At 53.3% G+C, this 23,271-nt stretch carries 19 protein-coding genes and 1 pseudogene; 12 read left to right on the top strand and 8 right to left on the bottom strand.

The window, feature by feature from the left end; all coding sequences use genetic code 11:
• Positions 1-83: 83 nt before the first annotated feature.
• The 3 genes and pseudogenes from ACT3UA_RS17435 to ACT3UA_RS17425 all read left to right on the top strand — a co-directional run.
• Positions 84-593, top strand: a pseudogene (locus ACT3UA_RS17435) (IS3-like element ISAar3 family transposase); the annotation flags it as partial.
• 228 nt (positions 594-821) lie between these two features.
• Positions 822-2,759 (top strand): ATP-dependent nuclease, encoded by a 1,938-nt coding sequence (locus ACT3UA_RS17430; RefSeq protein ID WP_444617619.1) that lies wholly within the window; start codon positions 822-824, stop codon positions 2,757-2,759.
• Positions 2,756-4,414: a UvrD-helicase domain-containing protein gene (locus ACT3UA_RS17425; RefSeq protein ID WP_444617617.1), complete on the top strand. Its 1,659-nt coding sequence runs from the start codon at positions 2,756-2,758 to the stop codon at positions 4,412-4,414. The genes ACT3UA_RS17430 and ACT3UA_RS17425 overlap by 4 nt, the downstream gene beginning before the upstream one ends.
• 84 nt (positions 4,415-4,498) lie before the next feature.
• Here the strand turns inward: ACT3UA_RS17425 and ACT3UA_RS17420 are convergent, their stop codons facing one another.
• Complete coding sequence (locus ACT3UA_RS17420; RefSeq protein WP_096289336.1) at positions 4,499-5,083, bottom strand: recombinase family protein; 585 nt, start codon at positions 5,081-5,083, stop codon at positions 4,499-4,501.
• Between the two features lie 246 nt (positions 5,084-5,329).
• Between ACT3UA_RS17420 and ACT3UA_RS17415 the strand changes: the two genes are divergently transcribed.
• A complete protein-coding gene (locus ACT3UA_RS17415; RefSeq protein ID WP_444617614.1) occupies positions 5,330-5,833 on the top strand; it encodes a hypothetical protein in 504 nt (167 codons plus the stop codon).
• 469 nt (positions 5,834-6,302) lie between these two features.
• On the opposite strand, the gene ACT3UA_RS17410 is transcribed toward ACT3UA_RS17415, so the two are convergent.
• Both ACT3UA_RS17410 and ACT3UA_RS17405 read right to left on the bottom strand, forming a co-directional pair.
• Positions 6,303-6,575, bottom strand: a complete 273-nt coding sequence (locus ACT3UA_RS17410) for a DNA gyrase subunit A (protein WP_096289332.1) — start codon at positions 6,573-6,575, stop codon at positions 6,303-6,305.
• Positions 6,576-6,970: 395 nt separating this feature from the next.
• On the bottom strand, positions 6,971-7,495 hold the full coding sequence (locus ACT3UA_RS17405) for a GNAT family N-acetyltransferase (RefSeq protein ID WP_096289330.1): 525 nt from the start codon (positions 7,493-7,495) through the stop codon (positions 6,971-6,973).
• A 286-nt stretch (positions 7,496-7,781) separates the two neighbouring features.
• Here ACT3UA_RS17405 and ACT3UA_RS17400 point away from each other — a divergent pair, with 286 nt between their 5' ends.
• From ACT3UA_RS17400 to ACT3UA_RS17380, 5 genes are all read left to right on the top strand, one after another.
• Positions 7,782-8,057 carry a hypothetical protein gene (locus ACT3UA_RS17400; RefSeq protein WP_096289328.1) on the top strand — a complete coding sequence of 92 codons (276 nt, stop codon included), beginning with the start codon at positions 7,782-7,784 and terminating at the stop codon, positions 8,055-8,057.
• A gap of 246 nt (positions 8,058-8,303) precedes the next feature.
• Positions 8,304-8,945 carry a hypothetical protein gene (locus ACT3UA_RS17395; RefSeq protein ID WP_096289326.1) on the top strand — a complete coding sequence of 214 codons (642 nt, stop codon included), beginning with the start codon at positions 8,304-8,306 and terminating at the stop codon, positions 8,943-8,945.
• The gene (locus ACT3UA_RS17390) at positions 8,945-9,181 is read left to right on the top strand and encodes a helix-turn-helix domain-containing protein (RefSeq protein ID WP_096289324.1); all 237 of its coding nucleotides are present in this window, start codon (positions 8,945-8,947) and stop codon (positions 9,179-9,181) included. Before ACT3UA_RS17395 ends, ACT3UA_RS17390 begins: the two co-directional genes overlap by 1 nt.
• A gap of 12 nt (positions 9,182-9,193) precedes the next feature.
• Positions 9,194-10,684 (top strand): glycosyltransferase 87 family protein, encoded by a 1,491-nt coding sequence (locus ACT3UA_RS17385; protein ID WP_141393633.1) that lies wholly within the window; start codon positions 9,194-9,196, stop codon positions 10,682-10,684.
• Positions 10,685-10,917: 233 nt separating this feature from the next.
• Complete coding sequence (locus tag ACT3UA_RS17380) at positions 10,918-11,214, top strand: DUF4190 domain-containing protein (protein ID WP_096253783.1); 297 nt, start codon at positions 10,918-10,920, stop codon at positions 11,212-11,214.
• A gap of 474 nt (positions 11,215-11,688) precedes the next feature.
• Here ACT3UA_RS17380 and ACT3UA_RS17375 read toward each other — a convergent pair whose 3' ends face one another.
• On the bottom strand, positions 11,689-11,949 hold the full coding sequence (locus tag ACT3UA_RS17375) for a hypothetical protein (protein WP_013350364.1): 261 nt from the start codon (positions 11,947-11,949) through the stop codon (positions 11,689-11,691).
• Positions 11,950-12,810: 861 nt separating this feature from the next.
• On the opposite strand from ACT3UA_RS17375, the gene ACT3UA_RS17370 reads away from it, so the two are divergent.
• On the top strand, positions 12,811-13,233 hold the full coding sequence (locus ACT3UA_RS17370; protein ID WP_096289316.1) for a hypothetical protein: 423 nt from the start codon (positions 12,811-12,813) through the stop codon (positions 13,231-13,233).
• A gap of 218 nt (positions 13,234-13,451) precedes the next feature.
• On the opposite strand, the gene ACT3UA_RS17365 is transcribed toward ACT3UA_RS17370, so the two are convergent.
• Entirely contained in the window at positions 13,452-13,805 is a 354-nt protein-coding gene (locus ACT3UA_RS17365) for a hypothetical protein (RefSeq protein ID WP_096289314.1), read from the bottom strand.
• A 498-nt stretch (positions 13,806-14,303) separates the two neighbouring features.
• Between ACT3UA_RS17365 and mobF the strand changes: the two genes are divergently transcribed.
• Positions 14,304-18,635 carry a MobF family relaxase gene (gene mobF, locus ACT3UA_RS17360; protein ID WP_096289312.1) on the top strand — a complete coding sequence of 1,444 codons (4,332 nt, stop codon included), beginning with the start codon at positions 14,304-14,306 and terminating at the stop codon, positions 18,633-18,635.
• A 226-nt stretch (positions 18,636-18,861) separates the two neighbouring features.
• Positions 18,862-19,971 carry a DUF4238 domain-containing protein gene (locus ACT3UA_RS17355; protein WP_096289310.1) on the top strand — a complete coding sequence of 370 codons (1,110 nt, stop codon included), beginning with the start codon at positions 18,862-18,864 and terminating at the stop codon, positions 19,969-19,971.
• 95 nt (positions 19,972-20,066) lie between these two features.
• Here ACT3UA_RS17355 and ACT3UA_RS17350 read toward each other — a convergent pair whose 3' ends face one another.
• The 3 genes from ACT3UA_RS17350 to ACT3UA_RS17340 all read right to left on the bottom strand — a co-directional run bounded on the left by ACT3UA_RS17350 (position 20,067) and on the right by ACT3UA_RS17340 (position 22,581).
• Positions 20,067-20,633: a type II toxin-antitoxin system RelE family toxin gene (locus ACT3UA_RS17350; RefSeq protein ID WP_096289308.1), complete on the bottom strand. Its 567-nt coding sequence runs from the start codon at positions 20,631-20,633 to the stop codon at positions 20,067-20,069.
• Positions 20,630-20,938, bottom strand: a complete 309-nt coding sequence (locus ACT3UA_RS17345) for a type II toxin-antitoxin system Phd/YefM family antitoxin (protein WP_096289306.1) — start codon at positions 20,936-20,938, stop codon at positions 20,630-20,632. Before ACT3UA_RS17345 ends, ACT3UA_RS17350 begins: the two co-directional genes overlap by 4 nt.
• A 551-nt stretch (positions 20,939-21,489) precedes the next feature.
• Positions 21,490-22,581, bottom strand: a complete 1,092-nt coding sequence (locus ACT3UA_RS17340; protein ID WP_444617608.1) for a hypothetical protein — start codon at positions 22,579-22,581, stop codon at positions 21,490-21,492.
• Between the last annotated feature and the right edge of the window lie 690 nt (positions 22,582-23,271).

The raw sequence follows: 23,271 nt of genomic DNA, 5'->3' as shown, positions 1-23,271 counted from the left end.
AGTGAGTTTCCTGTTCTCGCCCTGTCTGGGGTGAGGCGGGGGTTGCTATGAGTGGCTGGTCTCACTTGATCCTGACAGACAGGGAGTACCCGATGCATGTACTGAGCTTTGATTTCCAGTCGGATGTCACCTCTTGTGGCCGTCATATCCGGTTCTTCAATGTCATTGATGAGTACACGCGGACCGCTTTGGCGATCATTCCCCGCAGGTCTTTTAAAGCTGCTGATGTGGTGGCTGTTTTGGAGGACATCATTGCTGAAACTGGGATCCAGCCAACGTTTGTGCGGTGTGATAACGGGCCTGAGTTCACTGCTGACGCGCTGGTGGATTGGTGCAACACTGTGGGGGTGTCCACTGCGTTTATCGATCCGGGCTCACCTTGGCAGAACGGTTTTATCGAGTCGTTCAATGCGCAGTTCCGGCGTGAACAGCTTTCCGGGGAAATTATGGACACTATGGTGGAAGCGAAGTATTTGGCTGATGAATGGAAAGACATTTACAATCATGAGCGTCCACATGGGTCTTTGGATGGGTTGACGCCGTCCCGGTTTTGGGATGAGTGGGTTAGAGAGAATCAGTTAGCTATCGCATAGCTGCTGGACTGCTTAAAGGGACCCAACCACATTGATGAGATATATCCGTGTTTGTTCTTATCTGGGTGTTAGTGCCGGGAGATGATGTTGCCAGTGGGTTGAACACGACTCGCTGCAAGCGCGCGATAACTTAGACGGATACTCGCAGACGAGCGAAGTTCTTGTCATAGGAATAGTCTGCTGATCGTGCTCGCTTGCTTCAGGGGGACAAGAAAGCGAGACGAATTCATGAAGATCACAACCTTGCGACTGAGCAACTTTCAGTCCTTCAGCGCGACCCCAACTCCAATCGCTCTTGCGGATATGACATATGTGCTAGGACCGAACGGGGCGGGTAAGACTGCAGTACTGGAGGCTCTCTCGCGGTTATTCAGTCCGGTGGTTGCGCAACGGAAGATCCGGTTGAGCGATTTTCATGTTCCTTCCGGCCTTAGCATGGCGGAAGTTCAAGAAAAAGGGGCACGACTGTGGATCGAGGTCGACATCGAGTTCGCCGAAACAGGCGGAGACGGCCAGCATGCCTCAGTGCCGCCGAATTTCTCTCACATGGCGATCAAAACCGAAGACGGTGTGCCTCAGATCAGGGTGCGTTTGACAGCTGAGCTTGCGCTCGATGGAGAGATCGACGAGAAGATCGAGTATGTTCTGGATGCCGATGATTCGGGTGAGCCAGAATCTACAGCGGCAATGTCGCGCTATGACCGGGGGCATATTGAGGTGCATTATTTGCCGGCCCGTCGGGACCCCACTGATCACATCGCGTATACGACAACATCGTTGATCGGTCGGACGCTGAGAGCTGCAGACTGGACGCAAGAACGCACGACACTGGCCGAATTGACCACGCAGATCACAGATGCACTAGCTTCCAACAGTGCGGTCGCGAGTGTTGGAGTTCAACTCACGGAGCAGTGGAAGGGACTCCACAAGAGTGTGTTCTTTGCTGATCCATCGATTGCATTTGGACGTGGCGAGATTGATGGCGTGCTGCGCCAACTGACCGTCACTTTCTCGCCCTCTCACGACGGTGCCCAACTGCCTTTTGAGAGGCTCAGTGACGGACAGAAGTCCCTGCTGTATATCTCGTTGGTACTCTCTTGGCAAGTGCTCGCGCGCAAGGTTCTTACTGGTGAGGAGACCTCGCTCAACCCCGATAAAATGCGCCCGCCAGTGCACACGGTCATCGCGTTGGAAGAACCAGAAAATAGCCTGGCGCCCCAATATCTGGGACGGATCATCCGGCAATTGCGGGGGGCCTGCGAGGAAGGTGACGTCCAAACCCTCATTGCTACGCACGCCCCTGCGCTCCTGCGTCGCGTTGACCCGGAAGAAATTTGTTTCCTGCGCTTGAATGATCAACGCGAAACTACTATCCACCGTATTCAGTTGCCAGAAGATGCCCCAGTGGCCGCTAAATACGTGCAGGAGGCAGTGAAAGCATATCCCGAGCTTTATTTCGCGCGTCTGGTTGTCTTAGGCGAAGGTGCTAGCGAGCAAGTGGTATTGCCCCGCGTACTATCAGCGGCAGGCATCGCTGAGGATGATGCATCAGTCTCTGTGGTGCCTCTGGGGGGACGACATGTGAACCATTTTTGGCGGCTACTTAATGAACTGCAGATTCCGCATGTGACCTTGCTTGATCTGGACAGCGGACGGCACGAAGGAGGGTGGGGACGCGTCCGTAATGCTCTCAAGCAGATTAACAAGATCAACCCGAATACGTACACAAAGGAACAGATCGAAGGTCTTTCAAAATGGAACGATGACGGCGATTTCCCAGTGTTCAACGACCCACTCTTCCTCAAAGGCGATGGCCCGGTCCGGGCGTTGGAACAACATGGGGTATTCTTCTCAAATCCGGTCGACCTTGATTTACTGATGATGGAAGCTTTTCCCGAAGCCTACGCGGTCGCTCCGGCCGTACCAGACGATAAGATGATCGTGGCAGTGTTGGGTAAGTCGCACACGCATGAAGAACGTCTTGGCTCGAATGTCTTAAATCTGTTCAACGACTATCACGCCAAGTTTGAACTGAAGAGCAAGCCCGCCACACACCTCGGAGCACTTTCCACTTTGGAGGATAACGAACTCATGGAGGGTCTTCCGGAGGTTCTCCTCCGATTAATCGGGCACGTGCGTACCAAGCTGTCAGGGTTGTCAGAATGATCCGGGTGGAAGATTGGTCCCCAATTGACGGATTAATTCTCGAACCTAACGCAATGATGGCGGCAACCACATTAGGCCAAAACGTCGTGGTCGCGGCGGGGCCTGGGGCAGGGAAGACCGAATTGCTGGCGCAGCGCGCTGACTTTCTCTTACAGACTGGATCTTGCCCGTATCCGCGCCGGATACTCGCGGTCTCCTTCAAAATCGACGCGGCCCGAAATCTTCGTGAACGCGTGCGCTTGCGTTCAGGCGGCCAGTTTGCGGCCAGATTCGATAGCTTTACGTTCCATGCGTTTGCCAAGAGGATCATTGACAACTATCGACCAGCTCTTACCGGGCAGAATGCTCTGAACGCAAATTACCGCGTGGATCCTGACAATCGGATTGCTGGCGAACAGATCACGTTCAAAGATCTAGTGCCCCTAGCGCTGGAGATCCTCGGCAAGAACCGGTACGTCCGAGGTGGAATACGTCAGACGTACAGCCATGTGTTTCTAGACGAATTTCAAGATGCCACCGACGAGCAGTATGCCTTGGTCAAAGAAGCCTTCACTGGGTCGGGGGCAACCCTGACAGCAGTCGGCGATGTAAAGCAACGTATCATGGCTTGGGCGGGGGCGCTTGACGGAATTCTGCAAACTTTCTCCGACGACTTCGCCGCTGCCCCTATGCCGCTGTATCAGAACTTCCGCTCAGCGCCTCGACTGCGGCGTATGCAGAACCGTATGATTGCGCAGATGGACCCTGTCGCTGCCAGCGACGCAAACTCCATTGTCGGCGAAGATGGCATCGTTGATGTGCTCGCCTTTGATACGGATGTGGAAGAAGCCGAGCGCATCGCCGACAAAATCCAAGAATGGCTGAATAACGGAGTCGAGCCCGCCGAGATCGCGATTCTAGTAAGACAACAACCGCACCTTGTTGCCGCCACCCTCAGCGAAGTACTGACCGAACGCGGTATTCCCTTCCGGAATGAACAAACCAGTCAAGACCTCAATGCTGAACCTGCCGCTACGTTGGTATTCAATTTCCTACGCGTCATTGCAGACGAACGACAAGCAGCCGCTTACACTGAGCTGATGCGCGTGGCCGCTCGCTCAGACGCTTCCGAAGAGGAATCGCTTCGTTTTGATCGTCAGCTTAAACGTCTCATTCAAGATGCCCGAAAAAGTTTTCGTGATTTCAATGGCCAAGAAACCGGCCTGACATTCTGGCGAGATTGGGTCAAAAAACTGAACGATCTAGTATCCCGTCCCGTTCTCATTGCACTCTCGCCCGGTTACCAACAGGGATCTCGACTAGAAGACGTAATTGACAAAGCGCTTAACGCATTTGAGGAGACGCTCCGTCTGGACGGCGATGCCACCGCTGCGGTGAGGCGACTCTCTGAGTCGGATGCGATCCGAATCCTTACTATCCACAAAAGCAAAGGGCTAGAATTTGAACACGTCATCGTGCTTGGTGTGGAGCGAGACCTTTTCTGGGGAAACCCGCAGGATTCGATTTCAGAGTTCTTTGTAGCAATTTCCAGGGCAAAAAATCACCTGGTTCTTACCCGGGCTGGTTACCGAGAGTGTCCTATCGGGCACACCGGGCGGTGGGAAAGATACCGTACCGCTCATCTGGAATTCCTCGGTTTCGCTACTGAGGGTTAATTCGCGCCAAATAGCCGAGGATGCATGGCTAGCTCAGTATTCTTTGCACGTAGAGCTGGGCACAGTACATAGGTGCTTAGCGGTTTATGAGAAGACTCTGTAGTTAATCTTCGCTGTTTTGTCGAGCGCCCGATAGACGGTGCTGCGGCACACCCCGAGAGCCTCGCCGATCTGTGCCACAGTCATATCACGCTGTTCATAGAGCCTTTTAGCGGTGCGTAGCTTGTCGGGGGAGAGGGATGTCGGGCGCCCTCCGGTGCGGCCGCGTGCTCGGGCAGCCTGTAAGCCGGCGTTGGTGCGTTCGCGGATGAGGTCACGTTCGAATTCGGCCAGGGAAGCGAAGATGTTGAAGACGAGCCGGCCGGCCGAGGAGCTGGTGTCGATGTTCTCCTGCAGGGATTTGAACTCGATGTTTCGCTGTTGAAGTGCATCCATGTGATTGATCAGGTGGCGGATGGAGCGGCCGAGACGGTCCAGGTGCCAGACCACCAGAGTGTCGCCGGGGCGGATCTGGTCTAGGAGCTTATCGAGCTCAGGGCGTGACTCGAGCGCGCCGGATGCGGTGTCGGTGAAGATTCGATAGCAGCCAGCTGCACTGAGTGCATCGAGTTGAAGTTGTGCGTCTTGGTCGCCGGTGGAGACTCTGGCGTATCCAAGGAGGTGTCCCATGAACCTAAATGCATCAATACTCGTGGAGCGGTCACTGTTTCGACGCATAGTTTAAGGCACTGAGTTTTACGACGAAACGCACCTCTAAACCTGCTGAGTTTTCAGCCGTCAGAAATTTTCACCATAATTGCCTTTTCAGTATTTCAAAAACGACCGTTAATGACCTACTCTTCATGAAACCACTGGCTAGTGCCACGCTGCTTGCTAGGACTACGTTTGGGTAGTGTGCATAAGTATGATCGCATTATGAGCTCTTCACATGAAGCACGGACTCCTACGGTGCGTATGTTTCCAGATTACGCGGATACGGTGTTGTGGTTTACCGAGCCTATTGATTATGGCGCCGCAAAGCTGTCAGGGCATCTGACACGCGACCTCACTAGGTGGGAACAGTCGTACTATGAAGGCCTAAACGAGGACTACGAATGGAAGACGGCAAGCCTGTCGCACCGGTTTGCGATCGAGGGCGCGCAGTTGGCGCAGCGTGTGGCCGACGAGCTCGGTGATGAGTTCGAGATCGAACTAGTTACGTTTGCTGACGGTATACCTGAGCGCAGGTTCCAGGGGCAGTCCGGTGCTCTCAATTCTCGTGCTACCGCAGCGTTTAGAGTTTTGGCCTTGGAGCTGAGCGAATTTGAAGATGCAGTAACGCAGGCGCAAGCGGCAATTCGTCGTGGAGAAAACACTGGTTGGTTCGCGTATGCACCCCTTTCGGGTACCGTTTTTGATCCACAGCTACCGGATAATTAGTAGGCTCGATCGCTGTTCAGCTACATACTGTCCGTTCGTGCGGAAGTGCCGGGAAACTTTTAATAGGGTTTACCGAGCGCTTCCAACTGAAATTGGCCCAGCCCATGAGGTAAGGATCGAATTTGTGAAAGGGAACTCTGCGGCCCAGACATTCTATGAACGACGTGGCTTCAAATTCGATTTTGAAGAAGACATGGCAGAGGGCTTCACAACAGTTTGGCTTCGTAGACCTGCCGGCCCAATTATTTCAGTAAGCTAAATTGTGTCGCGCGGAAGGTTCGGTTATAGGACAGCAAAGGAATGAAGGTCAGTCCAAGTCAGACTGGCGGTTCAACTGATACTTCTTTTGCAAGGCCCACTCATTTTGGTCCAAGAGATATGAACTTTCCGGAAACCAAGCCAACCACTGAAGCATATTTTCACTATCCGCCTGTGCTGAGTAGAGCAGCCTCCGGCGTTTATCATCCATTCATTGTGCACGAGATAACTTTGATCTGAGTTCCTCTAAGTGCAAAGCTAAAATTTGACGCTGGTCTCGGGTGAACCTTCTGGCCTGCATATCGAGAACCGCTCGACCACAGTTTTCTCCCACTCCCAACAGCTGAGATACACGAAGATTCGCTTCGTCCAGGTTCTCAGAACTTCCTATCGCGTCGAAAACCTCCTCACGCCGATCGATCGCTTGAACTAAAGCCTCGAGGATCATCATTTCTTGTTTCGTCTGCAGCTCGCTCTCATGCATGCGGCGATTGTTTCACAAACTTTAATCCTGGGGTAGACCACCTCCGGCGGATGGATTCGAATACTCCCGATTGGAGTAGCCCCATACGTTGTTCTGACACGTTCATGCTGATTCTGAGTCAATACTGAAGACGCACGAAATATCCTAAATCGTGGTCTGGACTGAATATCCAGGACGGACCGGAGTATGGCAGCCTGGCCAAGCAAGCCGGAATCCGCAAACTGGAGGTCAATATGACGGCAGAGCGACCCAAAACCGAGTTTCAAAAGGCACCATCACGGTAATTACTCAGCCGTCGGCACTCAAGATGCAGCTGTTCACCTTGCTCTCTGTGTGTCGTCCCGTAGAGCGTTCGGCAAAAGGAATAGTCATTAGGGCTAGCAGAACCGTTCAGGCTAGTGCTGAAGGATCTTTTCTAGCTGAGCTGCATTTAGCTTGCGGTCAGCGTAAACGAGCCGGATTGCTTCGCCGTCTACATTTCCAATGTCTGAGCTCCGATAAGCCAATTCAAGTCCGACCTTTTGAGCAATGCGAGCCGACGCCGCATTGTGCTTAAGTAGGAATGCAATGATCGGCAGATCAGGTCGACTTAACAACGCCTGGCGCGATGCTTCGAATGCAACTTCTGTTGCATACCCTCGGCCCTGCGCTTCAACGGCGAACCGGTAACCAAGATTCCAGAAGGTATCTCGTTTTAGTGAGCAGCCACCGTAACCAATAACTTGGTTTTCGTTCGACTCACGGACTATCCATGGACCCAGCGAATCTCTTTCCCATGACTCATTCCAAGAGCTGAGCATCTCTTCGGTTTCGTGAATAGATGAATGGCGTTTGGACGGCGCATGGGTCCAAACGCGCGGGTCACTGAAGATTTGATGCACATCCTGGACGTCTTCAGAAGTCGGCCGCGCGAGGCACAGTCGTTTCGTTTCTGCTTACATTCCGCAACTCTATCGGAGGCTCAGGACACTATATTCGGATCTGTCCCAGTAAAGGTTCCGCTATTGGGACTGCACGAACCGTCATCTAGAACTGCGATTTAACCGCCAAATAAACTCAACAGTCACAGCGCCAACCCGGAAGAATCGTTATCCCATCGATACGTGCATCGGCTTTCAAACATCGAGAAGGTGCTGTTAAAGAGTGTATGTTGAAACTCGTATGCACCATCTGCACCACCTGAAACTTTCACCATTCTGAGGACAAATGAAAAAGACTCTCTCCACGACCCTGACCATTACTAGCGCGTCACTGCTCGTGGGCACGATTCTCATAACACCTGCAATGGCCGCGCCGACAGAATCGACTTCATCTCCCATCGAGCTTTCTAAATTCTTGGGAAATCAAGAGCAGCCTAGTCACGAAGAAATCACGAAGAACCTAAGCAGTGCCGAACTGCAACTCATGGAATCCGGTGTTCCAGCGATAATCCATCAAGAGGTAGGAACGGGCGAAATCTTAAAAGTAGAAAAAATGGACTGAAGATCGAACTGACGAAGTAAGACAATCTCCACTGTCTCTTCCCGTCGGGCGTTTCTCAGTGGGCACTGAGTTGCCGCTCGAAAAAATATTGACCGGCTGCTACTCAATCATTCAAGGAACTGCGATAGCCAAACCGAATAACCCCTAAACTTGGCACCGAAGGACGCAGTGAACATCGTCCCGATAGACGCATCTACTGTCATGCATTACGATAAACGATAATAACGAATATCGTAAAGGTGGTAGATGGTGCATAAGCTTCTTATTGGAACTCGACGTGTCGTCACTTTAGGTTCGCTCGCTATCGTTGCCTTGCTGACTCTGGTTATCGGATGCTATGTCGGATACCAAGCTTGGCAGCGGATTTTCGAAGTCCAAGCCGGTAAATTGAACTTCTCCGTCCCATCCTTCCAGCCCGTTGATGCAGGAAGCCTGGACTCAAACGTAGTCTCACTTCAAGTCGAAGCGCTCCGCGTGCAGGTAGCCACCACTGACTCATCAATACAAGCTCTCTTTATCTCTTCGGCAGCGCTTACCGCGGCCGCCGTTCTATTCGCTACGGTTACCGTCGTGTTCCTGTGCTATCGATTGATCAGAGGAGCACCTTTCGCTGGCGGGTTTGCGTGGCTAGTAGCAATCTCTGGGTTCACAGCATTGGCAACCGGAGCACTGGGACCCGTACTTGAGGGAACAGCCAAGCAAGCCGCAGTTTCACAGCTGTCCGGAGTCGGTTCGGGAGGCAGCCCCCTGGCCGTTGGCGATCTCGTGTATTACGCCAGCTCAAGCTTTAATCTGATGCCTGTGTGCGTCGGATTGATCGCCTTATTGCTAACTGCTGTATTTCGGAGTGGCAATGCGCTGAACCATGACGCAAAAGGTCTTGTCTAGTGGCCAAGACGCGCAAGCAGGCCGAAGAAGCGCTGATCGTTTGCCATTTGGACGAACTGCTTAAAAATGCGGACGTGACGTTGACTGAGCTCAGCAAACGAGTGGACGTCAGCGTTGTCAATCTGTCCTTACTCAAAAACGGGCATGCCAAAGCGATTCGTTTCACGACTCTGCGAGCCATTTGCCATGCCCTTGAATGCGATGTCGGTGACCTTCTCACCGTTTACCGGAGCTAAGGAGAAACACCGGTGCAAGCATTAATGCGCGAAGCGAAGGACACCGAGACACAAACTGTCAGTGCCCTGGAGAACACACTCCGACTGCGGAACATCAGCCTCGACCAGGCCGCTCAACGCACCGGCGTACCGGTCAAGGATCTGCACAAATTGTGCATAGGTGATGCTACGGGCATCAGGTTATCCACGTTGGCAGTACTTTGTTCTAAGCTCGATTGCAATCCTGATGATGTGCTGCAGGTTGAACCCAAGGATCCGCCCGCAAGCAAGCTCCGGGGTGGAATTTTTCGACGGGCTTGGGACTACCAATCACGCTGGATGAGCATAGCTGCGGTCTTTTTTTCTGCGCTCATTAGCGTCTGCTTTTTGGTTGGACTCGTAAGTCAGGTCAACCCTGTCGATTTCTATGTCTACCACTTTGGGGCAGGGCTGGCGGCAGCGGGTGAGAACATCTACGCCGGTAACATCCATGGAAACGACATGCCAGCCGAGGGACTGCCCTTTACCTACACCCCCTTTGCCGCATTAGCTTTCCTTCCGCTCAACGTCCTTACAGCTGATACAGCGTACTTGCTCTGGTCTATCGCTTCAGCGATGACGATGGGGCTCGTTATGCGCAGCCTGCTGCCGTCGAAGCATCGCAATCAGCCCGTACTTGTCGGTATCGTCGGATTCCTTGCGTCTTGCAGCATCGTTATGGCCAGCCACATCATCTTCGGCCAAATCAATGTCTTCCTGATGGCCCTGGTACTTATCGACGTAGGGCGGAATTCTGAGAATCGAATTCTGCGGTTCATTCCCCGGGGCGTACTGGTGGGAGTTGCGGCGGCAGTGAAACTCACGCCAGCTCTTTTCATCGTTTACTTCGTCGTCACTGGACAGAAACGGGCTGCCTTGAATAGCTCCATGGCTGCTCTCACGGCGACAGTTGTTGCAGCATTCGCTTATCCAACCATGAGCATCGATTTTGCCACTCGAGTGCTGTGGAATCTATCTGATCGGGTCTCCCTCGACGGACTATTCGCCACATCGGGAAACAACTCCATCCAAGGCGCGTTCGCGGCTTTAGGGGATTGGACGGCCGTTCCAGCTCAGGCTACTACTCTGATCATTGCCGTGCTTGGACTCTATGCGGCTACGAGTATTTTTCGTCGGGGCGGCAATATCCAAGCAGCGATCGTCGTTGGCCTGACCGCTTGTATGGTCTCGCCAGTAAGTTGGATGCACCATTGGGTGTATCTGCTGCCAGGGCTACTAGTGCTCTGGGATCACGGCGGAACAAAGGTGCGGAATTTCTGCCTTGCCAGTGGGCTAATTCTTGTTGCGACCGGGCCAAATCTTGGCGACGTGCTTTTCAGCCTCAACGCGCCGGCATTGTTTCCTCTGGCGATGGTGTTGCGTGAATCATTGCTACTCATAGGGGTATGCATTGTTGCACTTTTGGTTCAACAAGCCCATACGCGGGTCACCGGCCCCATATTGAACGAGTCCGTAAGCCGTTGATTCAGCTTTAGTCGTTGGATCGGGTTAAGGCAGGGTATGAAGACGATTAGTTGATACATTCGTGTTCTCAGACCTTGCAGGCGCTGGAATGGCTGACCTTCAGTTTTGTGAACGCGCAACACCAGATCTCTTCCGCAGGTGTGCGAGATGTCCCGCAGAAGGTTCCTCTTGTGGCGATTCGAGCTAGGCTCATGCATAAACACGAACCGAACACCGAGACACGGAGGAACGTAATGCCTACCCATGAAGAAGCGATTCATACAGACGTGGAGAGCCTAAACAAGCTATCGGTGGCGTCCTTGATGTTGTCCGTGGTGGCACTCGTAGGCCTTTGGTTCTTAGGACTTTCAGGATTGGCAATCTTTGCCGTAGGTGCTGGGCATGTTGCATTGAACCAGATTGCGCATTCCGGTGGGAAGGGGCGCTGGCTGGCTATTTTCGCGTTGGTAATCGGGTATGGGATTGGTGTACTCGCGTTGGTCTCTGTCGCCACCGCAATTCCAGCGATAATCCAATCGTATGTAGTTTAGCGGCGCTGCCCATCTCAAGGTCGAAGGACAGGACCGAAATAACTGCTCAGTTGACCAATTAATATCGGGGACCACCGAAATAAGGTTCGGATGCCGCGTATAGGGTTCCGCTTACGGGACACCTGAATCGTTAAATAACGGTGCGGCACAAGTGACCGATGAAAATACCCGGTGCATCGCCCTAGGAATCTGCTTTAAGTGTGTCAAAAACGAACGATATTCACACAGTGAGAGCTACGCCCCGACATATTGTGCCCTGTATTGTGTGAAGTAACGGATGCGGCGCATTAATTGTCCAGTTGGTGACTGGACAATTTCGAGGAGCTTCATCATCGGCACTTGTGGTTGATACATGTCCCAGATCGAACGAGAACTACCCAATGATTACTCTGATGCTCTGTTTGCATCACGGTTGCTTGATGAGCCTTAGCGTCAACCAAACCTTCAGCAGACCCGCTGTTCCTCAGATGAGCGTCAGTTGACGTAAAGAACCGTTTGATACTGAGGCATGTAACCGATGTATTGCTCGCCCTTGCAATACCGCTGAATACTGACCGTGTAACCCTTGTTTCGGAGGTGCTTCACCCGAGCATTGGTTTCAGCTTTGCAAATTTGCAGGTTGTTGTACCACCGAGTCTGGGTGTCCGCTTGGGCTGCAGGAGCTAAAGCCACCATCCCGGCGGTCAGGCAGAGCGCTGTCGCCCCGGCGGTCACCATCTTCTTAATCTTCAGCACAGTTCGGTCTCCTATTCACATCAATTCGCTTTTATTAAAGACTAACTTGCTATTGGGTTCAGTCAACCCTAGCTTGGCCATTAAAGCCACAAGAATCAGGCCTACGCGAGCACGATTTTCTGACATGTTGGCATTCACCCCAGTTCGTATAGTCGAGGGGCTCGTTGCCGGTTTTTTTGCTTTGTTTGGCAAAAAATATGAGAAAACGTTCCGGGTGGCCCGGAACGCTTTGCTCGACCTCGCGAAAAGGTTATTCAGTTATGTGCGCCGTGTGAGTTCGCATCTCGATCATAAGCCGAGCAGGTGGAGCAACACAGGTCTACTCGGGGAGATTCAGGTAACTCTCAGAATTCTAATTGCAGCACGTGCAAGAACGCTGTTGCTGCATGTATCTATTGGATCGGGATAGTTACCGTGCAAGGTTGAACAGTTTGATGGGTTGAAGAGGGCGGCGAGACTGAGCTAAAGGGTTCCGCTCGCCGCCCTGATCTTGCACTTTACCTTGTTGCTCATTTTCCAGAAACGGGCGTCCGCTGGCGCGGCCGGCTGCGGACCGGCCTGGCGGCCGGTCTTCTTTTCTGTTTTTTGCTGCTGTCCTTCGGAGTATACGGGCCACCTCCAAACCCACAAGCCACTCGCTGCGCTTCGGGCGTGCTCCACCCAGAAATTCTTAGGTCCGCGCTCCTTCGTCGCTTCTTCCGGCCAAAGATTTTCTGGTTTCCGCACCCCTGTCGGGTTGATGGGTTTTGCGGCTAGCCCCGCTTCATGTCATTTCGCCAGCAGGCAAAAAACAACTGGGGGAGACGTTGGGCAGGTGGTTAGTTCCCTGTCCCTCTCACCCAAGGCGAAAGGAACCAAGAGATGCAGACCAAAACCAAAGACACCAAGGAAACTGTCACCGTCCCAGCCATTGTTGGACGGGACGTTTACGGCGAAGGGTATGACTGGATGGCGAGCCTGACGGGCACTAGCTGGAATGAACTTTCAGCATGGGGCCGGGACGGATGGGACCTTGGATCCTGGCCATACATTATCTTCGCCGTCGCGCAGGCTGAAGATGAGCAAGGAAAGCTATTCGGGTACTGCACTTATGTCGAAGGGGACGTGGCCGCGCGTTGGTATCGTACGCGTGACGCGCGAAGTCTGGCGATCAGTAAAGAGGCCTACTGGTATTGGGCGAGTGGCCAGGCCGACGGGCCGGAAGCTCTGGAAGGTTTGGACCCGCAGGAATTCCGGCCCATTGATGGACTGTGCGAACCGTTTAACCCCAGCTGGGCTCGATAAGGTTCAAAGTGCCCTTCGTACTTCCTAGAAGAAGTACGAAGGGCACTTTCGCGCGCGGCGCGGTAAACTTGCCGCGCTACGCGTTCCTGTGTGATTTTGGATCATTCCCAAAACGAGTCGGACAATCCAGAGCGTGCTTAGCTAAGAGACTGCTGAGGAAGTCAGCGGTTCGTGACTGGCGAGAGATCCACGGCTAAATATTGCACACGGTGTCCCGTTTAATTTTCTTCCGGTGACTTCGGGGCTACCGGCGGAATATACATTTTGAGCTCTGCGCTGCTCAACCCGAGACGTTCACCGATCGATTTCTTGGATTCACCCGTCTCCAGCATCTGGCCCACCACCTTCATGGCTTCGGCTTGCGTGGTGGTCTTTTTCTGCTCAGCTGCCGCGCGAAGTTCCGCAATCTTCTGTTCGGTGTCTTCGTCAATCTTGGCGAGCTGATCCTCGTGGACGAAGAACCCCGCAGCCAGCTCGATCAGCTCCTCGTTACGGCGGGTGATCTCCTCGGCCTTCGCGCGTGCTTTCTCCCTCGCGGCTAACGCGGCGGAGGATTTGCGTGGCTTACTCATCTAATATCTTTTCCTTCACCATCTACAACAACAACTTTTTGGCGAGGGGACACCCCTCGCGCACCCCGGCCCAAAAATGCGTTAACGGACTTCGCTGGCGCTCAGGCTCTGTCCTGCGTGGAGTTTCCCACCTGTGGACGGCCATGAGATCGCAAAACATCTCCACCCGCCCACACGTGGAAAACTCCACGCACGGTTTTACACAAGAGACTTACCCGGGCACAGCTGCGACCCTATTAAACCCACCCTTGGCCACACCCGCACACAGCCAAGATCGCATGTGCAAAACCGCACCAAAAGAAAAAGTTTTGATGGTCAGATCAATCATCCTTCCCGTGTACCCTCCATCCTCGTCCCTCAGCTGAACACGTCCAGTCGACTTTGCGAAACGGTCAACGACCTCCGGCCAGTATTTTTACCCGATTCTCAAAGAATTGATCTGTCACACCTCTTGCATCCTCGATAACTTTGGCCAGGATTGCTAGAATCGTGTGTGTGATGACCCTGCATAAGCTCAGCGCAGGGGACGGGTATCAGTACTACACCCGTGAAGTCGCCTCGGCCGATGAGCTGCGCACAGCAGGCCGGGCCTTGGGGGATTACTACACCGTGACCGGTCACCCTCCAGGGATCTGGGGTGGGCGCGGAGCCACGAATTTAGGTGTGGCCGGTGTTGTGACTGAAGAGCAGATGGAACTGCTTTACGGTCTGGGTCAGCACCCTCTCACTGGGCAGGTCGACCCTGAGACTGGTGTGAAGATTGACGCGAAACTTGGTCAGCGCTATAAGCGTTTCGACCAATTCGACGCAGTGCTCACCAAGAAGATCACTACGGCGATGGGTGACTTCACACGCCTGAAGCACCGCGAACCTACTGCTGATGAACGACGCATCATCCGTGCCAAAGCCGGCGGGCAGCACTTCCACCAACTGCATGGTCGCAAGCCAAAGAATAAGGAAGAGCTCTCCCAGTTCATCTCCCGGCAGACCCATAAAGGGTCCAACGCGGTCGCCGGATACGACATGGTGTTCTCCCCGTCAAAGAGCATCTCCTACCTCTGGGGTGTCAGCGACCGCAACGTCCAATCCGCCATTGAGAAGGCCCATCATGCGGCGATTGAAGACGCGATGACGTACCTGGAAACCAACGCGGTATTTACGCGGCGTGGGAAGAACGGGGTGCGGTCCGAGGACGTGGCGGGAGGGTTGATCTACACTTCCTTCCGGCACTACGACTCACGCGATGGGGACCCGCAGCTGCACGATCACATCGTGGTGTCCAACAAAGTTCTGGGCATGGATGGCAAATGGAGCGCCCTGGACGGGACGGTATTGCATAAGTACGCGGTGTCAGCGTCCGAGCATTACAACGCCAAAGTGATGCAGTACGTCTGCAAAGAACTGGGTGTTTCCCCAGTCGCTCGGGCGGTGGAGGGCAAGCGTCCGATCATCGAAATCGGCGGGGTGCCGATGGCCGCGATCGAAGCGGCCTCCTCACGCCGGAGCAGCATCAAAGAGAACCTTGCACAGTTGGTTGCTGGCTTTGAGGAGCGCCACGGACGTGCCCCGAATGCGAAGCAGCTGATTAAACTCTCCCAGCAAGCGACGCTGGAAACCCGTGCAGTGAAGAAGAAAGGCCGTTCCCTGTACGAGCTCACCGGGCACTGGCAGGCCAAGTTCAGCGCTGTTCCTGGAGCGCTGACAGGTGATGATTTGTTCGCTGCGGTGCGTGCCTATTCGAAGTCACAGAACCCGGACTACGAGCCCATAAACGTGCTGCCAGCGGAGACGATTGAAACGCTGGCGCAGTCGACGATCACCCGTCTGGAACAGAACCGTTCCACTTGGACACCGGCGCATGTGGAAGCCGAAGTGCGCCGACAACTCACCAACGAGTACCAAGCCCAACCAGTCGCAGACAGTGTGATCGTCAAGATCCGGACCGCGGCGTTGGACTCGTTGAGCCTGAAAGTCACCCCTGATCTGCCCGTCCCAGCAGCCGTTCCCGGGGCAGTGACCGCGGTGTATCGGTACCAGAAACCCCACGCAGCCCTCTACACTTCCGAGACCATTCTGGAAGCTGAGCATACCGCCGTGCAGGCCGCCCGCACCGAGGTCATCCCCGCGGCGACGCAGGGTGAATTCACCCGCGTCCTGGAGAACTTCGGCGGCCGGCTGAACGCCCAGCAGGTCGCCTTGGCTCAAGAATTCTCCTGCAGTCCCAAGCTGCTGGTCGCCGGGATCGGGCCGGCCGGCACAGGCAAAACCACCTCCATGCGCCTGGCTGTCACGGCAATGCAGCACGCCGGTCATCATGTCGTCGCCGTTGCTCCGTCAGCGAAAGCAGCCTCCCTATTAGGCAGCGAAGTCGGCGCGGAAGCAATGACCGTTGACCGGCTGTTGCGTGCCCCGGACAAGCTGAACCCCGGCGACATTGTGCTGGTTGACGAGGCCGGGATGCTTGGCACCCCGCAGTTCGTGACCCTCATCCTGCAAGCGAAAAAGCGTGGTGCACTGGTGCGGGCCATCGGCGATGACAAGCAACTTTCCGCGGTCGGAGCTGGCGGACTATTGCGTCTGCTGAATGCCGAAGGGCAGCTGGTGAACTTGGAGGAGATCCACCGTTTCCGCAACGCGGACGGCACTCCGAATCTGGAAGAAGCTGCCGCTTCGTTGGCGCTGCGTGAAGCACCTGCTGTGGGTAAAGATGACCCGTGGGCGTACTACCGCGCCGAAGGAAAGATCCAAGCTGGATCCGTGGACCATATGGCTGACCAGGTTTTTGCTGCGTGGCAGAAAGATACCAACGAGGGACTGAAATCCCTCATGCTGGCCGGAACCAATACGCAAGTTGATCGTTTGAACCAGAAGGCCCAAGCCTACCGACTGCATACAGGCCAGCTTGATGAGGTTCAGTCGCTGACAGGTCGGAACAACGCTCAGATCTATGCTGGCGATGTCATTCTGACGAAGAACAATGACCGCCGGATCAGTGTCCATCAGGGCAAAGACTTCGTGAAAAATAACGATGCCTGGGTGGTGGAAAGCATCGAAGGCGGCAACCTGCTGGCACGCCATCAGCAGCATCAAGGACTCGCAGTGATCCCCGCTGCCTATGCGCAGCAGCACGTAATTCTGGGTTACGCCGACACCGTGCACACCGCCCAAGGCGCCACCGTTGATACCGCCCACGCACTGCTCACCAACCAGAGCGATCGCGCCGGAGCATACGTGGCGACCAGCCGCGGCAAAAACAACAACCAGATCTATGTGGGACTGGCCGAGAACGAGCACCCCGATGAAGTATTGAAGGGCATCGCGGAACGTACTGACCTGAATATCACCGCGCACGAGTCGATTACCCGCGAACACGACAATGCCAGGGACCTAAACGGACTGGGAGAGATCTACCGCGATCTGACAGATCAAGCACGCAACGCGCGCTTTGAGCAGATCTTGCGCACCGTTGTAGGAGAAAACACTGCCAGCACGTTCCTTGCCGATCCAGCGTGGGGTGCTGTCACCCACCACCTGCAGAACGCGGAAACCCGTGGGATCAAGCTTGAAACGCTGCTGGCTGATGCCTACCACCAGCGCGAATTCGCCAATGCTGACCAGCCAGCAGCAGTGCTGGCATGGCGCATGGAACCCCTGATCGAAAACCGTGCCGAAGCACTGGCACAGGAACACCGTCCATTGCGCGACATAGCCACCAAGCACTTGGAAGAACTCGAACGCCGAGCTACTGAGCAAGCAGACCTTCTGGCTGTTCCGTACCGGGAGACCGCCACGCAACAGGCCGCCAAGGAAGACCTCAGCCCTTACACGCGCCGGTTGTATGGCCACCTCACCGACGACGCACTAGCCAACCGGATCAAAACCACCGGCGATGATTTGCTGCGTCAAGTTCCCTCCGACCCAGAAAACAACGAAAAACTGCTGTCCTGGTCGCTGGACAAGCTGCGCGAAGAGCAACAACGACGGGAGGACATGCCAGAGCTGCTGCGCCAAGCAGAAATCCTGGACCGTAGCCACGAGCTACACAGCACCGCTGCCGGAACGATTCTTGAACGCATCAGACGGGAGCTGGAACTACGCGAGCTCGAACAGCCAACCCTTCAACCAGCCCATACACGCAATGAACTGGGTGAATGGTACGCGCCCACCGCCGAGCTGCATGATCCGCGCACCTCGGACGCGTGGAAGCAGCAGCTGACCGGTTACCGCCAGGTGCTGGATACCGAGCATCAGCGGGTCGGCGCGGATCTGGCGCAGAACCCACCGGTTTGGCTGGAAGCGTTGGGTCCTGTGCCAGAACGCAGCGACCGGGCCGAGGAATGGCGCCGGGTCGCGGCCGAAGTCGCAGCCTACCGTCGCACTTACAACATCGCTGACTCAGAACCAGCACTACTGCCTAAAACACACCTGAAGAAGAGTGACGTGGCGCAAAGTCTGCGTCGCCGCGCGGCCGCGCTGCATAAGCATTCGGAACTGACCGCGCGTGCGCCGATGCCAGAGGAAGCTAAAGAAGAGATGGCACAGCAGAAGAATGATCAAGCCAACACTACGCTCAGCCCTACGAGCGCTGAAGCGAAGCTTGCTGAGCTGCGCCGACTCAGCCAAGGTACTGCGCAACCCACGATCGAACAGGAGAACACCGTGCCGGCAGAGCCAGAGCATGAAATGAGCGGTAAGAAGCCAACCCCAGCAGCGGAGTCGCTGCTTGAAAAACTACGCAGAAACCGCACTGAACTGCAAGATGAGCAGAAGAGCCGTGTTCAGGATGACGAGCTACGCCGCAAGGGACCTAGCGGACCGACACTTGGTTAGGGAGGTCGGACGTAGTTGTGGGTGGACGAGGTCACCGTCAGCGCAGGCATGAATTATGAATGGTCAGATGATCCTAAATTGATGAGCCCGTCCGTGCGAACGTGAGTGTTCTCTGTGAACATGGCCTTTGCGAATGTCGGCACTCTAGTGAATTTGTCCCAGCATTAGAGCTGCTCGGAAAGTAGTCGATCGAAGGACTTGAAAAGAATCTCCTATTCTTAGCAGTATGCAGGGGAAAAATCTGGTTCGACGACAGCATGTGGTTTCTAAGTTTTATCTCAAAGGTTTTGCGAACGATATAGGTAAAGGACAGCTCCTGCGGGTTCCGCTACCTGGCGAAAATTCATATCGTGTCTCCGTCAACGATGCCACTGTCCAGAAAGACTTTTATTCTCTTACGAATGACAGAGGCGAACTGGACGACTCTCTTGAAGAGGCATTTTCCAGAATTGAAGACGAAGCAGCAAAAGCACTCCAGGCAATCTTGATCGAGCCGGGCATGCCTATTGGTATCGATGATAAAAGAGATTTCTCCTATTGGCTTGCTGTTCAATATCTACGTACCGTGGGATTCAGACAATTAGAGCAGGAATCAGAATCCCAGATCATCAGAGCCGTTGTAGGGCAATCTGGGAAGGCTGTTCTAAAACGACATATCGAACGCTTCGAAGGTCATCAGGTGTCCCCAGATCGCCTTGAATTCGAATGGACTGAACTAACCAAAGATGGCGGACCGACATTAAAAAGTGGTGCGGAATACCATCAAGAATCACTGCTTGATGGCCTCTACGAATTCTCCTGGCGAGTATTCCAATCGCAATGGGTCCTTGAGAGCTATTCAGATGAAGTGCTCTTGACCGGAGATCATCCGGTAATACTGCTTGAATCAGGTAAAGTACACGGACGCGACCTTGTAGGAACCCTCTCCGCCCGGATACTCAGTGTTCCTTTGAGCCGCAAGCTGGGTCTGACTGTCTATTTGGATTCAATTTGGAACGACCGTCAAATCACTGGTGATTTGGCATCGTCGAGAGAGCGGAACCAACTGCTGATCGATAACACCCGCCAGACACTGCTCCTGCATCCGGAAGATAGTTCCTTGGTAGATGAGTACGAACTGCCGGCAGAGCGGAATTTCGAGCTCGATCCAAGTATAGGAAGAGCGCTGATACGAGAAGAGGGTAACTTTGGAGATGTGAGCCCTGAAGAGGCGCATCGCCGGAATCTCCTCCCCGCTATCTGGAATCGGTACGGAAAATCTTTGACGATCGAAGATATTCCCTGGCCAATTTCGCGACGAGTCAATCGATGGATTCATAGAACTACGCTCGATTGACACAATGGTTGTCTTATCAGTACCTATGTGTGATCAACGAAGCGAAATAAAATCTGAGTTCGGCGCCTGCAATGATCATAGTGATACCTTGTGGCTTAACTACCAGGCTTTTGGGACCAATGTTCCATGAGCATTTTTTGCGCTTGTTGTTCTGTAAGCCTTGAGATTTCTTGCGACGACAGGTGCAGCTGATCTTTCAGCGCAGTTTCCATCCATTCTGGAAGGCTTGGCGCTCGTGATGGTTCGGCAGTGGCTTCGACCGATTCGTAGAGTCTTCCCATTTGGATGATCACATCTTTGAGTGGCCGAATCTTCGGATCATCGCCCATACGTGCAACGCGGGAGGTCAGTTCGTCATAGACAGCACCGTCTGAACGTGCCCCGACAGCCCACACTTCAGAGATATCAAGTATGGGGATTCCCGTGGCATCTTCAGTGATGCGCCAAACGATTCTCCAGTCCCGATCCCCGACGACTAATTTTCGAAAGCCGACCAGAGCGCCAAGAAGAGGTTCTCCGGCAGTAGGTGATTGCTCCAGCAGTAACATTTTTTTAAACACGGCACGAAGAATGCTCGGGTCTTTTTTGTGTAGCCGGTACAGGTCAGCTACTGCGTCTTCGGTTAGTCGGACGATGCACAACCGGTCTTGCGGTTGCTTCACGAACTTTTAGACGCAGTCTCTTGGGCGTTTTCTGCTTCCAGTTCTGCACGGTTCAAGCCAAAAAATTCCATAGCTTGATCCAAGCCAGTGCGCACGCCACTATCAGTGGCGAAGCGGGCCATGACTAGCGCAGCGTCGCGTAGAGTATCCCGATCGTGGCGTAATTCAGCGATCTCTTTGGCAGAGACAACTTCGGCCACGACTTTTCCATGCCGTGACAGGGGAACATCACGGCCTGCTTCTGCCGTAGCGATTAGCGAGGAAAGTCCTGCCTTGGACGCTTCGGTGATACTGAGAGTGGTCATACAAAAACTATATAGATTTCTACCTAGATTTTCAACAGAAGGATACTGAAATTAGGCAAGTGCAATGGAACAGTCTTCTGCTCTATCCAAAGCAGATTTATCCGGATGATCAATCTTGGGATTAATCTCTGGCGTGCGCCTTGTCTACGTGCGGGTTGACTAGTTCCTGCTCGTTTTTTCCTGCCTTCAGAGAGGCTGAGGTCGCGACCTGCTGTGAGAATACATGGTGCGTGGACGCCTCTCAAGGCGCGAAACTCATGCCCGCGCAGTACTGCGTCGGGTGCGGGTAGACCTCAACCAGCAGGGCGCCTTGCGAAGTTGCCCCGACAGCCAAATGGTGTGAGCTGATGATCTCATGCCGGCAATACGGCGAAATCCTAGTGACGCTTCATCGGGCGCGCGTTACCGGCCAATTCCATTCAGCAGTTCAGCTAATTTCTTGTTATGTAGCAAGCCACAGCCCCTGCTGTCGCTGCATCTCTGAATTGAACCGTTGCTATTTTCCCGCTATGAAAATGGCATCGACAGCCCTTTTATAGGCATGAGGTCAGTTAAGCCAGCGTGTCCTTAAGGTCAAATTCTGAATTTATCAAGTTTTTGAACCTGGCTCGTAAGTAATTGAAAAATCTAGCAAAAGCTAGACCTAACACTACGCAATTTGTGGCTACCACGAACCCTCGGCTATTCATTAGAACCGGCACCCCACATCGTTCAGCTGCGGCCAGAATCCAACTAGGATCAGCAATATTTTCTTGGACCATAATTGCCCCCTCATCGGAAGTGCATGCGTCCATAGGAAATTCTTTTAAAGTAATTTCATTATCAACCGAGAAACTATAAAGTAGTTCGAAATTCAATCCAATTCTATAAAGTACGTAGAGAAGTATCGCGAACAACGATGGCATTAAAAAATGCGAATAAAAATGGTTTGTTGATTGAATTCCAAAATTAAGTATGATTCGAATAATTCCGAATAAATAGCCAAGAATTGCCCCAGAAGCTGGCAGGTCAACTAAAACCGAAGGCAGTAGAGCGCCTGAATGTTGACTTGTTGACTGATTCAAAAAACCACTAGTCAATGGGAGTAGTGCTGCGCCGATGACCCCTGCCAAAGTTCCATACCCAACCACCGTGGCGAGGTCAGTGAGTGCCTTCTTGATGCTAACTTGGAAGCGGAGCACCTCAAGATATTGGGCTACGCTAACAAGGATGATCACGCCAAGTGTAGCGAGAGTAAAAATCGAAATAACGAAGAGCGAATTATACCCAATCATGGCCTTCGAGATGGCTTCTGATACGCCGGACATATTGTTGAAAGTGATAAACATTCCAAGTAGCGAAAGCGGAACGACGGCGGCAATGACCCATAAATACCCTCTAACGAAGCTTCCTGCTGACAAAAAGCGATCGATCATACTTATGGAAAAATGAAGTTCTTTGTATGAACCTTCTTCTGGACTCAATGATTTAAGTAAATATCTAAAAAGAGAAGCATATTTGTCAGTCAATGTCTTTAGGCTTTGTTTTATCAGCCCAAGGCTTGTTTCGTTTGGAAAATTTTGGGTAATCGCCAAAGCACGTAAGTGGTTCCCCGCAAGGAGCGAAATCCAACTAAGTAAACCCGTGCTGACAGCTACCAACATTAAAATACCGTTCGCTCGTGGTGCCAGTAAACATGTCAACAGCAGGCCCGCGGAAAATAGCAAAATAGTTCGAGCGACACAACGGAAAATTTGCAGACTTTTGGGCTCGGTATCCAGTCGGCAACGTAGCGACTGTCTAAGGTTCAGAACTCCACGGATAGCGAAATACAACAAGATAACATCTATTAGAATAATTATGACCATGTCCTAATTATGAGACAGAGACCAGATCTGCGCTATGCAGTCGTGTCGACCATGTATGAATGGGCAATCATCCACATATGGAAAATGGAATTGCTCAAGGAATGGCTTTACGCGTAGTGAAGCGAAGGATGCGACCATCACGAAATTCTCTTGCCTCGCGATTTGGTGCTATGGGCCAAATACGAAGCCAACAGCCGTGAGCATTGAAACCTGGGCGTCTGCAAAGTCATGACCCTACCAAATCGTCATAATATCTGAGACGCGTCACCAAACCCCTTTGCATGAGGTGGAACCACTGGTAAGCATGTGAATGACCAAGCCCAAACCCCAGGGCTCTGGACATCGGCTCCCCATGAATAGTTAGAGTTCCCCGGAATGCTGGGGAAGAATCCACCTCCGGCACTATTAATCCAGTCATTCTTGAGATATAATTAACAAGACGAATGATGCGGGTTCAGGTGAGGTGGGAAGATGGTTCTGATGACT

Source organism: Glutamicibacter sp. 363 (assembly GCF_052379505.1).
In the GTDB taxonomy this organism is placed as follows: domain Bacteria; phylum Actinomycetota; class Actinomycetes; order Actinomycetales; family Micrococcaceae; genus Glutamicibacter.
The sequence above is the reverse complement of the archived record's forward strand: the minus strand, read 5'-3'. Positions and strand labels throughout refer to the sequence as shown.

Bases quoted from the DNA above. Each gene is read 5' to 3' on its own strand.
- ACT3UA_RS17340 (WP_444617608.1), bottom strand. From the start codon at position 22,581: ATGTTGGTAGCTGTCAGCACGGGTTTACTTAGTTGGATTTCGCTCCTT.
- ACT3UA_RS17410 (WP_096289332.1), bottom strand. From the start codon at position 6,575: ATGCATGAGAGCGAGCTGCAGACGAAACAAGAAATGATGATCCTCGAG.
- ACT3UA_RS17355 (WP_096289310.1), top strand. From the start codon at position 18,862: ATGCAGGGGAAAAATCTGGTTCGACGACAGCATGTGGTTTCTAAGTTT.
- ACT3UA_RS17430 (WP_444617619.1), top strand. From the start codon at position 822: ATGAAGATCACAACCTTGCGACTGAGCAACTTTCAGTCCTTCAGCGCG.
- ACT3UA_RS17420 (WP_096289336.1), bottom strand. From the start codon at position 5,083: ATGGGACACCTCCTTGGATACGCCAGAGTCTCCACCGGCGACCAAGAC.
- ACT3UA_RS17380 (WP_096253783.1), top strand. From the start codon at position 10,918: ATGCCTACCCATGAAGAAGCGATTCATACAGACGTGGAGAGCCTAAAC.
- ACT3UA_RS17395 (WP_096289326.1), top strand. From the start codon at position 8,304: ATGGTGCATAAGCTTCTTATTGGAACTCGACGTGTCGTCACTTTAGGT.
- ACT3UA_RS17400 (WP_096289328.1), top strand. From the start codon at position 7,782: ATGAAAAAGACTCTCTCCACGACCCTGACCATTACTAGCGCGTCACTG.
- ACT3UA_RS17415 (WP_444617614.1), top strand. From the start codon at position 5,330: ATGAGCTCTTCACATGAAGCACGGACTCCTACGGTGCGTATGTTTCCA.
- ACT3UA_RS17345 (WP_096289306.1), bottom strand. From the start codon at position 20,938: ATGACCACTCTCAGTATCACCGAAGCGTCCAAGGCAGGACTTTCCTCG.
- ACT3UA_RS17365 (WP_096289314.1), bottom strand. From the start codon at position 13,805: ATGAGTAAGCCACGCAAATCCTCCGCCGCGTTAGCCGCGAGGGAGAAA.
- mobF (WP_096289312.1), top strand. From the start codon at position 14,304: ATGACCCTGCATAAGCTCAGCGCAGGGGACGGGTATCAGTACTACACC.
- ACT3UA_RS17370 (WP_096289316.1), top strand. From the start codon at position 12,811: ATGCAGACCAAAACCAAAGACACCAAGGAAACTGTCACCGTCCCAGCC.
- ACT3UA_RS17425 (WP_444617617.1), top strand. From the start codon at position 2,756: ATGATCCGGGTGGAAGATTGGTCCCCAATTGACGGATTAATTCTCGAA.